Below are 14,648 nucleotides of genomic sequence, written 5' to 3' on the forward strand. Positions count from 1 at the left end.
GAGGCCTTTCGCAGTACGCTGGGTAATCAAGAGATGGCGGATTTTATCAATAGCAACAATTTTTCCGCCCTGCGTCCGGCTTACGGAATTAATATCCTGGATTTCCACTTGTTCGAAAAAGATGGGCCAGCGATTCGCAAGTTCGGCATACTGGATTTGGACACCTTTAAGTTAATGCGCTCCCACAATGGGGAGGAAATTATTATTCTTTGCTTCATGAGTTTAAAGAATAAGAATATTGACCGAAATAGCGCAGCCTATCTTTGGCAGCAGTTTTTCAAGACTGGTGAAGTGCCCGATGACGCCCCGGATTATTTGAAGGAAGCTCAGAAGAAAACCGATTTTTATTCGTTAGCAGAGGAGGAACAGAAATTGATTATGGATATGAATAAAGCGAAGATGGTGAATGATGCGGTGATTTCTACGGTGGATAGAAAGGCTAGAGAAGAAGGAAAAATAGAGGTAGCTTTAAACATGCTGGAGGAAAATGAACCCATTGATAAAATTTTAAAATACACAGGTCTGACTGTTGAGCAGATCGAAGAGATACAGGATCGTTTACTGTAGCAACTAAGAGACCCTTTATGAACTAATATCTTCTTTTTCGTACTGTTAAGGAGGTTTGAGTGGTTATGGATACGAACAAGGCGAAGAAAAAATTGCGGAATAAATAATATTAGGATAAAAGAGCATCTGGTAGTTTTCGTTCAGGGTAACTTACTGAACAGAAAATTCTGATGTTCTTTTTTCTTGAGAACTCCTGCCCGGCTTCACATTAGCAATGACTTTTCAATCTTTTATGGCCGCTTCCCTCTCGGCTCTTTATCTTTTGGTACGAATATTGTAGAATGGAGAACGATTCAGCATTTATTCAGAGCTGGTTGCGATTGATAAACCAGTATTTGTTCGATTCTATAAATCAAGTACAGAAAGAGGTGACCTCGTGAATTTTTACAATTGGATAAAGATCATGATCCCACCGTTTCCCGGCCAAGGATGTTTTTTTCCCAGATTTTAACTAATTAGGAGCATTTACATGGAGAAAAACATCGCATCAACCGAAAACAAAAAAATTAATCTAGCCTTGCTGGTTTGTCTTGTGGGCTTTCCACAAATTAGCGAGACTATTTATACACCTTCTTTAACCGAAATTGCCAGCAGCTATCACATCACGCTGAACCTGGCGCAAATGACGTTGAGTATCTATTTCCTGGCCTTTGCTTTGGGCGTGTTCTTTTGGGGAATTAGTTCGGATTATATCGGACGTCGCAAAGCGATGAACTTTGGCATCGGGATTTATATCCTTGGTTCTTTTCTTTGCTTCAGTTCCAGCAGCGTGGCGCTGCTATTTGTCGGGAGGTTCATCCAGGCGTTTGGTGCGAGTACCGGTTCAGTTACCACTCAAACGATTTTGCGGGATAACTATCAAGGGACGGAGCGGCATCAGCTGTTCGCCAAAATTTCGGCAGCCTTGGCTTTTTCACCAGCCATTGGACCTTTGATTGGCGGCTTCTTGGGACAATATCAAGGATTCCGTGCAGTCTTTCTGTTTTTAGTCTTGATGGGCTTGGTGTTGCTGTTTTGGAGTTTGAAAAGTTTGCCGGAAACTGGTGCCATTAAGTCTGGTGCGTTTGCGGCGAAAAGAATCTTGATGATTGGCAGAAGTATGTTAACGGATCGTTATACGATTGCTTTTGGCATGCTGATTGGGATTTTTAACGGGATTCTTTTCAGTTATCATGCCGAAGCGCCGACTATTTTTATCCAGCAATTTGGTTTTAGCCAAAGTCAGTATGGCTTTATGGGCTGCGTGGTTGCTTTGGCGGCTATTTTAGGCGCATGGCTTTCTAATCGAGCACTGAAGCAAAAATCACCGAATAAAATTATCGAGCAAGGGATTAGATTGGCCTTGCTGGGTACGCTGCTGTTAAGTGGCATTTCGTTCTTAGCTTTGCCTTTATCCTTGCAGGTGATCTTTTATACCCTTGGGATTTTTGTTGTCTTGGCAGGAATAGGAATGGCTTTGCCCAATTGCTTAAGCTTGGCGTTGGCGAAGTTTTCTGACGCGGCTGGTACAGCGGGGGCATTTTTGAGCTTAGGGTATTACATCATCGTGAGTATCTGTACCTTTTTGATCGGCCTGCTTCACACGGGTTCAATTATGGTCTTTCCCCTGTTTTGTATCGTCCTGCTATCGCTAGCCTTTGGTTGCATTCGAGTGGCAAAATAATCATTAGAATAAAAAACTCATCTGACAGAAGTTTTATATCTGTTAGATGAGTTTTTCTTCTACTGTTGTATGTTAGAAAAAGAACCAAAAATCTATTTGCTTTTGTTGGGTAAAATGAATACTAGCGGGGATAATCCTGACTAGGATTCGAGTTAATCCTTGTTATAGTGGAAGCGACACGCTGCAATTTCAATGTATTGGTCAGTATATTTATAGATTAATCTATGTTCGCTGTTAATTCTTCTAGACCAGTAACCACTCCATTGAAATTTTAAGGGCTCTGGTTTACCAATTCCTTCATAAGGTGTTTCCATTATATTTTCTATAAGTTTTTTTATGCGCTTCACTTTCGTAACATCATTTTTCTTCCAATAATTTAGATCTTCAATTGCTTTTGGCGACCATCTAAGCTCCATATTAGAGATCCTCTAACGATAAGGTTGTATAGTTACCTTCTTCCAGTTGTTTTATGGATGCATCTAGATGTTCTCTATTAGATTCGCTTGACAAGAGATACATGGTTTCCATAAGATTCTCATAATCTGATAATGACATAACGACAATATCCTTTTTGTTTTGTGAGGTAACAATTAGGGAATCCGAATCATCATTGACTTGTTCCATATAACCTTTCAGATTTTTTCTGAAGTTTGTGTAACTTACTGCTTCCATAATAAAACCCCGCTTTCCACATTTATTGTACAACTTCAAGTACACAAATTCAAGTGAACGTGCTGTTTATAAAATAGTTGCTTTTTTGAAATTCGAGGTAAGGCTTCCATTCTTGTACTAATCATTGATAAAAAATCGAAATCAGCTAGGTGATTTTTTTCCCGTTGAACTTTTTTCGATGGTTAGAAACGATAACACTCATTTGTTCCGTCCAGTTCAGGAAGATTATCTAGACTTTCGCCCGGCTTTTTCTAGAAACTTGTTCCAGCTGCCATAATGCTTGTCTGATGCCGCCTGTTCAAACTTTGCATTAACCAGTGAACGCTCCAATTCCACGGCTTGTTTTTGGATGAGTGAAAACAGCGGCTCGTTGCTGAACTAATTCGATCAGTTGTTCGTCGCTAATAAATAGACAATATCGCTGTGACTCAAGATCGGCGCTTTCGGAAAAATTTGCCTTCTTTTGCCTATCATAAGTTACAAGCACATTTTGAAGTCGGTTATGCTGCCGTGATATACTAATGGGGAAAAATTCTCTAGCCACTGAAGGTAGAGAAAATGGTATTTAATCAACATTTATTTACTAGACACAGGATGTCTAACATAGAAATCGCGGCATTTCTCGCTTTGTGTCGTGTTTTTATGTCTGGATATCCAGTAATCTGAATTTGAAAGGAGGGCGACTGAGTGGATCAAGCAAAGATTGGCAAATTTTTTAAAGTTCTTCGTATGGAGAAGCAGCTGACGCAGGAACAGTTTGCTGAAATTATGTCGGTATCTAATCGAACGGTTTCGAGATGGGAGACCGGGGCTAATATGCCTGATCTAGATGTTCTTATTCAAATTGCCGATTACTACGAAGTGGAAATTGCAGAAATTATTGATGGAGAAAGGAAGAGCGAGAAAATGAATGAAGAATTAAAAGAAACCACACTCAAGGTGGCGGATTACAGTAATGAGGAAAGAAAAAAGCTGACGAAAAGAATGCATATTCTGTTTTTATTGGGCGCAATCGCCTCTGCTTTGTTTATTATTCTTGACCTGATGGGTGTTGCTGATACTGGTTTTACAGAAACGATTGCTAGTTTTGCTCTAGGCTTTTCGTTTGGCATGTTGGTTGTTGGCGTAATAGTCACCAGTCAATATATGATAAAAATCCGCAAGTTTAAACAGAGATTGTTGAATCGGTGAACGCACATCGGACTGTAACGCAGCCATCACCCAGATCAGTAAGTGAGCTGGGTGATGGCTGTATTAATGAAAAACTGGTTTGTCTTCGGTCCGAATTATTTTACGATAGGAATGGTTTTTTCAACACAAACTCCTTGTTCAAACATTAAAAACTAAAGGGTTTGACTTGTTTCACAACATCCAAAATAGTTCCATCTCTTGATTCAACAACCGCAATCACCTTATCTTCCCAATCAAGCTTATCTGGTACGCCCACCAGTTCATAGGCTTTTTCCTTCAGTTCTTGGATGGTTACATGGGGAATTCCCGCCTCATCCAGGTTTGCGATTAAATCTTGTCTTAACGGGTTCACCGCAATGCCATAATCGGTGACAAGAACATCGACGCAATCCCCTGGTGTCGCCACGGTTACTACTTCATCACAGACTGTTGCCATGCGGCCGCGGGTTAATGGGGTAACAATGATGCAGCATTTACTGCCGGCGGCTGTGTCGGGATGCCCACCGGGAGCGCCCCGAAGAACACCATCAGAGCCTGTGATGACATTTACGTTAAAGCTGGTGTCAATTTCCAGCGCTGAAAGAACCACAAAGTCCAAATTATTTACATAGGCACCTTTATTAGCAGGGTTTGCATACTCGCTTAGATCAATTTCGTGATGATTAGGATGCTTGAAAATATGATTAATCGCCCCTTGATCAAAATCCTGCGTATCTAAAATGTGGTCAACTAAGCCTTTGTCTTGCAGTTCGCAAATGGCGCTGCTGGTTCCACCTAAAGCAAAGCTCATTCGAATGTTGCGATCCACCATGTATTTTTCCAAGAAACGATTCACAGCTAGTGACGGTCCGCCTACTCCCGTTTGGAATGAAAAACCGTCCTTGAAATAAGGTGTCGCAGCAATTACTTTCGCCACATTTTCAGCCATCATCAGTTCCCTAGGATTATCAGTCATGCGGGCTTCTTTGGTGGAAATTTTCGCCGCATCGCCAATATTGTCCACTACACATACACAATCCACGTCGATGGCAGAAATCGAGGATGGCAGGTTAGGAAAGCCTACTAACGTATCGGTAATCACTACCGTATGATCGGCGTAATGGGAGTCATGCACCGCAAAGCCCATTGATCCGCAATTGTTTTTACCGCCTACTCCCTTGGCATTGCCAAAAATATCTGAAGTGGAGGCTGCGAGAAAGGCAATATCAATATGAACCTCCCCTGCTTCTACAGCTCTCGGTCTTCCGCCGTGGCTGCGAATGATTGCAGGGCTCGCCAGCTTTCCAGCAGAGATCACTTCCCCGATCTTCCCACGGACGCCAGAGGTTTGAACCCCAATTATTTTTCCTTCTTCAATGTAAGTGGCGATGACTTCCTGGGCATTCCCTAAGGATGTAGCTGCCACAGTAATATCTTTTAGTCCCATTTCTTCAACTAAGACTTTGGCCACCATACTTGCAACATAATCCCCATCACGAAATTCAGTATGGAAAGAAAACGTCATGCCGTCATGGGCACCGCATCGTTCGCAGGCCTCGCGAATACTTTGGCAAAGTTTGGTTTCCTGCGGCTTCACCTGGCGTTTGCTTTTCGGTGAATCCTTTTTGACGTATTTTCCATCCATATAATATTTACCTTGATAAACTTCTTTGCCGTTTTTCAGCAGTTCATCTAGAATGTCTCGATTTACAGCATTTTTCATTGCTTCTTTCCCCCTCTTATAGGTCACCTTGGTAGACGCCGGTTGCTTTAGCTAAATCCAGTACCCGTCGTGCATCTTCAAAAAATGGAATATCCACCATTTTTCCGTCAACGGTATAAACACCTACCCCTGAATCGGCTTGTTCATTAAAGGAACGGATTAACTTTTCGGCATAGGCAATTTCTTTAGCCGTCGGAGCAAAGGTGTCATGGACAAATTGAATCTGCTTAGGATTCACGATACTCTTGCCATCAAAGCCCATTCTTCTATTTTGTATTACTTCTGCTTTGAAGGTTTCCATGTCATCAATATTCGGGAACATGGTATCAAAACACTGGACGCCGGCTGCTCGAGCGGCTAACAGCATTTGACCGCGGGCCGTCAGCATCTCAATGCCGTCTTTTTCAATTTGAACATGCATGCTTTTGCGGAAATCACCGCCGGATATGGCACAGCCAAACATGCGATCCGATGCGGTAACAATTTCGTAGGCATTCATGATGCCCAGCGGACTTTCTAGGGCAGCCATCAGCAACGTACGGCCCACTTCAACCCCGAATTCCTTTTCCGCTTTTTCTACATGTTCTTCAACCAGTTTTACATCTACGGCACTTTCACATTTGGCTATCCGAATACCGTCTGCTCCGCCAGCCACCACACAGCGAATATCTTCTTCCCAATGAGGGGTATCCAGACCGTTGATTCGCACCAACACTTCTGTCTTACCATAATCGATATTTTTCAAGGCTTGGTATAAAGAAAAACGGGCGGCATCCTTTTGGTTTTCTGCCACAGCATCTTCTAAATCTAAAATAATGCTGTCGCTCCCGTAAATATAGGCATCTTTGATTAAGCCTGGCTTTTGGGCATTCATAAACATCATGGTTCTGCGCAAACGGAATTTTTGCGGTGCTGGTCGTTGTCCCATTTATAATACCTCCCAAGAAACGTTTTTATGTGAAGCATCCCCACTGCGAAATACCGCGCACTCTACTCTGGCTTTAAGCGTGCACTCCAGCGCACCTTTATCAATCACAATTACTGCCGCATCCTTCACCTGCAAGTTCTCTAAAGTTTCCAAGACTACTTTTTGAATTTGCCGACCATATTGGTTCATTACACTACTTTGGATCGTCAGCTCTAATCCATTAGTTGAAGGTTCAATCGTTACCTGTGCATCACTGGACTCCAGCGTTCCGGCCACGGCGCTTTTTTTAATTTCCATCTGCTCTCATTCCTTCCTTGTCTTTACACTCTTAAGTAAACAGCAATCTCCCCATCCTGTAAAAGTCCGATTTTTCCTAGTAAGACATTCCCAAAATGAATCGATAGATGGTCTCTATTTTTCCAGCTTTACTGTATAATCAAAGCAAAGAGAGCGTTTATTATCTACTTTCTCAACCATATCCAAAAGGAATGGTCTGAAGTATTTTTGATACTGTCTAAGAATAATACAATCAAATTTAGGAGGGAGAGTTGTTCTATGGATGAGAGAGACTTTGAAGTCTTGCTGGCTTTAGATAAGACCCGAAACATTACCCATGCGGCTAAATTATTGTATGTTTCTCAATCCTCACTTTCAAAAAGGATCAATGCAATTGAGAGTGAACTTCAGATAAAAATCCTCATTCGCTCACGAAAAGGCGTCTATTTTACGCCAGAGGGGGAAGAAGTTTTAACGAGCATTCGTCAAGTTTCCAAGGAGCTTCAGACTATGCGGGAGAAGCTTGATTTATCCAAAAATATAGTATCAGGGCATTTAAAGGCTGGAATTTCATTAAACTTTTCCCTATTCAAACTGCCGGAAGTCTTATCAGAATACAGAAAACAGTTTCCTCATGTAAACATGCATGTCATAACGGACCATAGCCGGAAATTGTACAACCAATTACTGGAAGGAACGATTGATATTGCGGTGGTTCGGGGCGATTATCCTTGGAAGGGTGAGAAAATATTGCTGGACCGGGAAAATATTTGCGCCATCAAGAGTAAGAATAATCAGGGAAAGTCCTTTAGCGAGCTGCCTTATATAGGAAGAAAAACCGATCTGGCCTTTGAAAGAGAGCTGCTGCAATGGATGCATGAAAATGGTTATTCCGATCAAAGTAACGGACTTTATGTCGATAACATCACCACCTGTGTCGAGATGGTTAAGCTGGATGGCGGTTGGGCAATCGTGCCGGAAATCTGCTTGAAAGACTTCGAAGGAGATATTGTCCCGCTAAAATTTGCCAACGGTGAGCCCTTCGTTCGTCCCACCTATCTAATGTTTTCAGATATTGTACTGGAATTACCACAAATAAAAGCCTTTATCGACCAGCTTCGCAGCGGCCCGCTATAAATTTCAAGGAGGAACTTATGACCGAATATTCAGTCAGCACCATTTATGCTTCGGACAAAATTGCCCAGGAAGAGGTCAACCGTCTGCTTAAGCAAGAAGGCATTCGCAGAGATGACAATCTTGATTATACGTGCGGAATTTATGACTCAAACAATAAACTTGTTGGCACAGGTAGTTGCTTCAAAAGTACTCTGCGCTGTTTGGCAATCGACAAGGAGTACCAAGGCGAAGGATTAATGAATCTGCTGGTGACCCATCTAATTGATTACCAGCAAGGCCGGGGAAATGCTCACCTGTTTGTCTATACAAAAACCGAATCTGTGCGCTTTTTTACTGATCTAGGCTTTTTTGAAATTGCCAGAGTCGGCGAAACATTAGTTTTTATGGAGAATCGGCCCAATGGATTCCGCAAATACTTGAACAATTTGGAGAAAGGCTCTGCCCAGCATTCCAACATTGCCAGTGTAGTAATCAATGCCAATCCATTTACTTTGGGCCATCGTCATTTGATTGAAGAAGCTAGCCGGAGCAGCGATCTTCTTCACTTGTTCATGGTTAGCGAGGATGCCAGCCTGTTCCCCTTTTCGGTCAGGAAAAAGCTGATTCAAGAAGGAACCGCTGATTTCAGCAACATTATTTATCACGAAACTGGCCCTTATATGATCAGCACCTCCACGTTTCCCAGCTATTTCTTAAAAGATGACCAAACGGTGATTGAGACGCAGGCTTTATTGGATATCGAAATATTCACGAAAATAGCCGAAGAACTAGCGATTACCAGCCGTTTTGTAGGGGAAGAACCCTTCAGTACCGTGACAAATATTTACAATACTGTGATGAAAAACCGATTACCCTTTTCTGGAATATCCTGTTTTGAAATCCCGCGTTTTACTATCGATGGCGAGATCATTAGTGCTTCAAAAATTAGACAACTCATTCAAAGGGATCAATTGAACTTGGTGAAAGAACTAGTACCTTCCAGCACCTTTGAGTTTTTACATTCTGCCGAAGGAAAAGAAATTATCGCAAGAATACGGGATAGTGACAATGTTATCCATTATTAGAAGGTTGAGCTCACACAAAATGCATGGTGGTTGAATTTTTATGAACTGCTTTATTTTGTCTTTAGAATCTTAGTCGCGAATTCAAAGGAAGAACCAAAAATTGCCTTTAAATCCTAGGCAATTTTTGGTTCTTTAACCCTTTTCTTCGAAGGTAAGAGGATATGCCTCTCCTAAACTCCATACAGTTTAGGAAGACTATCTAATCTCTAGCCCTGCTTGTTCTAAAAACTGATTCCTGTTGCCATAGCGGATAGCCGCTCTTTGACTCTGTTTGAACTCTCTGGCACTAGGTGTGTGACCTAATTCAAGGGTTCGTTTGCGGACTTTTTCAATTAAATATTCGTCACTGACGAGTTACACTGATTTGCGCTTTCGCGGCTCTAAACCCGCTTGTTCTAAAAATTTATTCCAACTGCCAAAGTGGGCTACCGCTTGTGAATGGTAATCGAACTCTTTAGTCTTCGGCGTTTGGCCCAGTGCTGCGGCTTGTTCTTGGATTGCTTCAATCAGCTCTTCACCGCTAAGTTGCCGTTTTCTTTTGCGTTTCGTTTTATTTCTTGGCTCTAAGCCAGCACTTTCTAAAAATCGGTTCCAACTGCCATAGCGATACGTGGCTAATGCGGCATGTTCAAATTCTGTATTAATCGGTGAACGGCCCAATTCTGCGGCTTGTTTTTGGACCAAGGAAAACAGCATCTCCTCACTGATGGGTCCGAGTTTTCGTGGCGGTAACTCTAGGCCGGCACTGTTTATAAATTGCTTCCAATTACCAAAGCGTCTGGATGCAGGGGCACGATGTCTAAACTCTTCCCTAGTCGGTGTACGACCTAGTTCTGCGGCTTGTTGCTGAACTAATTCGATCAGCTCTTCGTCACTAATAAATAGACGGTATCGCTGAGGATCAAGACCCGCGTTTTCTAAAAACTGGTTCCAGCTGCCAAAACGCCAAGCCGCAATCCCACCATATTCAAACTCGTGAATACTCGGCGGAGAGCCTAATTGAGCTGCATGTTCTTGAACTTTTTGAAACAACTCTTCGTCAGTGATTGGGTTTTTCGATCCAGTCGGTTCCAAGCCGGCTAGTTTCAAAAACTTTACCCAGCCGCCAAAACGTTTGATCACAAGCTCATTATTTGTGAACTCAGCGAAAACCGGTGTACGGCCCAGCTCTGCGGCTAGTTTTTGAACCTGTTCAATCAGCTCTTCGTCACTGAAATGTATGACGATACGCTCTAGTTCTAACTCTGCACTTTGCAAAAAGGCTTCCCAGCTGCCATACATGATTCTGGCCAGTTCACCATACTTAAATTCTTTTTTCAACGGCGTTCGTTCTAGTTCAGCCGCCTGCTCTTGGACTAACTTGATCAACTCTTCCTTGCTTATCTCTTGTTCACTCTCGTCAAAGCCTAAGCCTACATGCTGCAAAAACTTGAGCCACGTACCATAGCGATAAACTGCCGCCGTGCTATGCTGAAATTCATTTCGAGTTGGTATACAGGCTAATTCTGCTGTTTTTTCCTGAAACGCTTTGATTAATTCTTCATCACTAATAATTGGTTTGCGTCGGCCTGGCTCTAAGCCGGCATAGTTCAAAAATTTCTTCCAACCGCCATAACGCTTGGCGGCAATATCACTATATCTAAACTCTTTCATAATCGGCGTTCGACCCAGCTCTTCAGCCCGTTCACGAACCCAATCGGTCAGCTGTTCACCGGTTATCCAATCACTAGGTTTGGTGCGGACCCCCGATTTGAGCGGTTTTAACCCGACCGTCTTCAGAAAATTAGTCCAGGTACCATAGCGATAAATAGCTATACCCTCATATTCAAATTCCCTTCTTGCTGGTGAGCGCTTTAATTTTAAGGCTAGTTTAACGACTGAATTCTTTAACTCTTCATCGGTGATCGCATCCTTATGTTCCCCCACCGCTCTTGGCTCTAATTTGGCACTGGATAGAAACTGTCCCCAGCCGCCAAATCGACTGATGGCAAGTGGACTATACTTGAACTCTCGGATGATTGGTGACCGACCTAATTCAGCCGCTTTTTCTTGTACTAGTTTGATTAACTCTTCATTGCTAATCGAATGCATAGGCACGCTGGATTTTCCCGGATCTAGACCGGCTTCTATAAGAAATTTTTTCCATGTACCTATTCGGCCTCTTGCTATATGAGCATATTCGAATTCATCTACCGTAGGAGGGCGGCCCAATTCAGCGGCTTTTTCCTGCACTCGTTTCACCAGCTCTTCATTGGTTATCGCGATTTTGTATCTTTTCGCTTTCGTTAAGCCAGCACTTTTTAAAAATTCCTCCCAGCTGTCAAAGCGATAGCTGACTAATGAAGCATATTCAAACTCATCTTTTAAAGGGGTGTGGCCTAATTCGTCCGCTCTTTTTTGCACAGATTGGATTAACTCTTCATTGGTGATTGTGCTTCTGCGCATCGCAAGTGAGGCTGGCTCCAGACCTGCACGCTGTAAAAAGTTACCCCAGTTACCGAATCTGGTCTGTATTAATATGCCATGCTCAAATTCTTTTTTGAAAGGTGTACGACCTAGTTCAGCTGCCTGCTTCCGGATTAATGCGATTAACTCTTCGTTGGTAATGCTCTTTTTATGTAGCGTCAGCTCCAAGCCAGCATTTTTTATAAATGCTCCCCAGCTGCCAAACCGATTCTTGGCTAAAAAATGATGCTGGAACTCCTGTGTTTTCGGCACTCGGCCTAGTTTTTTGGTCTCCAGCTTGATTAATTCGATCAGCTCTTGGTTGGTGATCGCTTTTTGGCTCCGTTTATTTTCCGCTGGCTTTAGCCCGGCACTTTTTAAGAAGATGCTCCATTTACCAAATCGTAGTTTTGCAAGAAAACCCTGCTGGAACTCGATCATTCCTGGGGTTCGGCCTAATTCACCCGCTCTTTCTTGGACTAATTTGATCAGCTCTTCATTGGTTATTTCTTTTTTGCGGCTAGTCGGCTTTAGACCGGCGCTTGCCAAAAAGCCCTCCCAACTTCCAAATCTTTTGTAGGCTAAATCTCCATACTGAAACGCTCTTTTTGTTGGGGTCCGACCTAACTTGGCGGCCTCCTGCTGGATTAGTGCGATTAACTCTTCGTTGCTTGGTTTGTCTTTATTGGGATTTCTGCTCACCTATTCACGCTCCTTGCTGCGTAAGTATTGTCGTTGTAAGTTTTCTATTTGTCAGATAGATAGTTGTTCGTTTCATTAGAAAGGACTCATTGAATCGGCCGCCGTCCTTTGAAGGCGGATACACGAACGTTTCAAGATATTTTCTCATTCATAAAGCGAAGTGTTCGAGCCTTTTTTACCTCTGGAGGAGATTAAGGAATCTTCAATTATTATACTGAATAGCTGGAGTTGAGAAAATAGTAAAATACATGATTGCTCTATTTTCTTGAAATTTATCCTCATTTGATAAAAAATATAGCTTCGGTAGTTAAGATCGTAACGAAGAAAAGCTTATTCTCAATAGGCAAAAAAACAGCCAAGAAGCGCGCAATTGCGTTTCTTGGCTGTATCTCTGTTAGATTAGTATACTTGAACACCGAAGTCTGGTGTGTAGTATTGAGTTGAACCGTATTTCACGTCTTCGCCTGGTTGAGAGGCATGGATATAGCCGTCTCCGCCGGTTGAGATTGCTACATGGTAAGTCGCTCCTTGGTCGCCCCAGAATAATAGGTCCCCTTGGCGTGCTTGGTCAACAGAAATCTGGGTACCGGCTGATTCTTGCGGTACCGTCCAAGCGCCGATGTCTTCACCGGTTACTTGTTTGTATACATATTGAGTGAAGCCTGAGCAGTCAAAGCCATCTGGCGTTCTGCCGCCCCATTCGTAAGGCGTACCCAAATATTTTTCTGCTTCTTGAACAATCGCTTCACCAGTTGCATTGGTTTGCCCTTGGTCAGTTGCTGGTTGCTCTGGCGCAGGTGTTGTTTCAGTCGGAGCTGGAGCCGGTGTTTCTGGCTGCGGCGTTTCCGCTGGTGTCTCCGGTTGAACAACTTCTGGCGTTGTTGGTGCTGGCGCTTTATCGGCCGTATCGTCAGCTGCTGGTGTTTCGATTGGATCTGCGGCTGGCGTGTCTGCTTCTTTATTTTCTTCCGGTGCTGGTTTTACAACATCCGGTGTTACTGTATTATCAACGACCGGTGCTGGATCTGGCTGAGCCGGTGTTTCTGGCACTGCTGGTGTGTCCACGACAACAGGTGCTTCCGGTGTTGCCGTATCTTCCACGACTGGTGCTGCTTCTGGTTCAGCTGGTGCTACCGTGTAAACAACGGGTGCAGGCGCTGGTGTTGGTGTAACGGCTTCTGCTCCTGTGCCTACGATCACCGTTTGACCTGAATAGATCACGTTGTCTTGCAGGCCATTCCATTCTGAAAATTGCTGCGGCGTGATGCCGAAGTTTTCAGTGATGGATGCTACAGTGTCCCCTGATTGAACCACGTATTGGGTTACTTGTTCAGGTGCTTGGGCCACTGGTGCTGCCGCTGCAACGGGTGCAGGTGTTTGTTGAACAGCTGGTGTCGCTGCCACTGCCGTTTGGTCATATTTGATTAACTCATTTTCTTCGATCGTGTTAATTAGCGCTTGGGCATAATCCGGCTGTTGATTGAAACGGCCTTCTAATGCTTTGGCAGCTGTTTGGTAATCGCCGGCATTGCTCTTCCAGCTATTAGCGAAATACAAGTCTTGACCATCTTTTTCAGTGGTCTTCATGATTTCTACGTAGTCTTGGGCTGCTTCTTTGTAGGAATTGTAGATCTTTAATTCTTTCTTGGAAGTAACAGAAGCCCCGTTTGAAAAGTCTTCTTTGTCCAGCATAGCTGATTGGCCTTGATATTGGCCTTCGAAACCGAACAAGTTATTGTATGGTGCTTGCGCGAAACTATTTTGTCCCCAATTACTTTCTACAATTGCTTGAGCCATCATTACTGAGGCGAATAAGTCATTTTTGTCTGCTAAAGGTTCAACAACCTTAGCAATTTCGTTGATAAACGCTGCTTTGTCAACATTGGATGCGGAGACTGTATTGTCGTTACTTACAGCTTCTACTTGATTCACTCCAAATAACGGCGCTGCCACCGAACAAGTTACTAATGCGGTTCCGACTACTGCCGACCCCTTTTTCAAGTATTGATAATTATTAGTAAACCGTCGCTTTTGCTGGCGCAGTTCTCTACGAGTGAGTACTTTCTTCTCCATTAACACCTCTCCATTCATATAAATATTCCTACGTTTCCAATTATAGCATATTTGGTGAAACAAGGTTACCAAAAGCTTAGATTTTTTTCAACTTTTCTGAGTATAATTGTCAATTCCTGGCAGTTTCATGAATTAATTCTTCAGCCAAAACGATGTTTTATTCTTCAAATTAATAAATCATAAAGTTAACGGATTAATTCTTTTTAGGACTTCTCCATCGAATTTTTA

General features: G+C 43.0%; 12 protein-coding genes and 2 pseudogenes. 5 read left to right on the forward strand and 9 right to left on the reverse strand.

Annotation, left to right across the window (positions count from 1 at the left end; all coding sequences use genetic code 11):
• Both JZO70_RS00005 and JZO70_RS00010 read left to right on the forward strand, forming a co-directional pair.
• On the forward strand, positions 1 to 567 hold a 567-nt coding region (locus tag JZO70_RS00005), incomplete at its 5' end, for a hypothetical protein (protein WP_207671472.1).
• A gap of 469 nt (positions 568 to 1,036) precedes the next feature.
• Positions 1,037 to 2,230 (forward strand): multidrug effflux MFS transporter, encoded by a 1,194-nt coding sequence (locus JZO70_RS00010; protein WP_207671473.1) that lies wholly within the window; start codon positions 1,037 to 1,039, stop codon positions 2,228 to 2,230.
• 152 nt (positions 2,231 to 2,382) lie between these two features.
• Here JZO70_RS00010 and JZO70_RS00015 read toward each other — a convergent pair whose 3' ends face one another.
• The 3 genes and pseudogenes from JZO70_RS00015 to JZO70_RS22725 all read right to left on the reverse strand — a co-directional run.
• Positions 2,383 to 2,646: a Txe/YoeB family addiction module toxin gene (locus tag JZO70_RS00015; protein ID WP_207671474.1), complete on the reverse strand. Its 264-nt coding sequence runs from the start codon at positions 2,644 to 2,646 to the stop codon at positions 2,383 to 2,385.
• 1 nt (position 2,647) lies between these two features.
• Positions 2,648 to 2,902, reverse strand: coding sequence for a type II toxin-antitoxin system Phd/YefM family antitoxin (locus JZO70_RS00020; protein ID WP_207671475.1), 255 nt, complete (start codon positions 2,900 to 2,902; stop codon positions 2,648 to 2,650).
• Between the two features lie 225 nt (positions 2,903 to 3,127).
• Positions 3,128 to 3,268: pseudogene (locus JZO70_RS22725) on the reverse strand (homing endonuclease associated repeat-containing protein); the annotation flags it as partial.
• Positions 3,269 to 3,589: 321 nt separating this feature from the next.
• On the opposite strand from JZO70_RS22725, the gene JZO70_RS00025 reads away from it, so the two are divergent.
• Complete coding sequence (locus JZO70_RS00025) at positions 3,590 to 4,093, forward strand: helix-turn-helix domain-containing protein (protein WP_207671476.1); 504 nt, start codon at positions 3,590 to 3,592, stop codon at positions 4,091 to 4,093.
• 145 nt (positions 4,094 to 4,238) lie between these two features.
• Here the strand turns inward: JZO70_RS00025 and citF are convergent, their stop codons facing one another.
• From citF to citD, 3 genes are read right to left on the reverse strand one after another with little or no spacing between them, the layout of a single operon-like run.
• Positions 4,239 to 5,795 carry a citrate lyase subunit alpha gene (gene citF / locus JZO70_RS00030; protein ID WP_207671477.1) on the reverse strand — a complete coding sequence of 519 codons (1,557 nt, stop codon included), beginning with the start codon at positions 5,793 to 5,795 and terminating at the stop codon, positions 4,239 to 4,241.
• A 16-nt stretch (positions 5,796 to 5,811) separates the two neighbouring features.
• Positions 5,812 to 6,723 carry an aldolase/citrate lyase family protein gene (locus JZO70_RS00035; RefSeq protein WP_207671478.1) on the reverse strand — a complete coding sequence of 304 codons (912 nt, stop codon included), beginning with the start codon at positions 6,721 to 6,723 and terminating at the stop codon, positions 5,812 to 5,814.
• Positions 6,724 to 7,020, reverse strand: coding sequence for a citrate lyase acyl carrier protein (gene citD / locus JZO70_RS00040; RefSeq protein ID WP_207671479.1), 297 nt, complete (start codon positions 7,018 to 7,020; stop codon positions 6,724 to 6,726).
• Positions 7,021 to 7,278: 258 nt separating this feature from the next.
• Here citD and JZO70_RS00045 point away from each other — a divergent pair, with 258 nt between their 5' ends.
• Both JZO70_RS00045 and citC read left to right on the forward strand, forming a co-directional pair.
• Entirely contained in the window at positions 7,279 to 8,136 is an 858-nt protein-coding gene (locus JZO70_RS00045) for a LysR family transcriptional regulator (protein ID WP_207671480.1), read from the forward strand.
• A 17-nt stretch (positions 8,137 to 8,153) separates the two neighbouring features.
• Positions 8,154 to 9,200 (forward strand): [citrate (pro-3S)-lyase] ligase, encoded by a 1,047-nt coding sequence (gene citC, locus JZO70_RS00050; RefSeq protein WP_207671481.1) that lies wholly within the window; start codon positions 8,154 to 8,156, stop codon positions 9,198 to 9,200.
• Between the two features lie 195 nt (positions 9,201 to 9,395).
• Here the strand turns inward: citC and JZO70_RS22730 are convergent.
• From JZO70_RS22730 to JZO70_RS00065, 3 genes and pseudogenes are all read right to left on the reverse strand, one after another.
• Positions 9,396 to 9,539, reverse strand: a pseudogene (locus JZO70_RS22730) (homing endonuclease associated repeat-containing protein); the annotation flags it as partial.
• 15 nt (positions 9,540 to 9,554) lie between these two features.
• Positions 9,555 to 12,347 carry a homing endonuclease associated repeat-containing protein gene (locus tag JZO70_RS00060; protein WP_207671482.1) on the reverse strand — a complete coding sequence of 931 codons (2,793 nt, stop codon included), beginning with the start codon at positions 12,345 to 12,347 and terminating at the stop codon, positions 9,555 to 9,557.
• 399 nt (positions 12,348 to 12,746) lie between these two features.
• Positions 12,747 to 14,420: an NlpC/P60 family protein gene (locus JZO70_RS00065; RefSeq protein WP_207671483.1), complete on the reverse strand. Its 1,674-nt coding sequence runs from the start codon at positions 14,418 to 14,420 to the stop codon at positions 12,747 to 12,749.
• Positions 14,421 to 14,648: the final 228 nt, after the last annotated feature.

The organism is Candidatus Enterococcus moelleringii (genome assembly GCF_017377575.1).
Classification (GTDB): domain Bacteria; phylum Bacillota; class Bacilli; order Lactobacillales; family Enterococcaceae; genus Enterococcus_A; species Enterococcus_A moelleringii.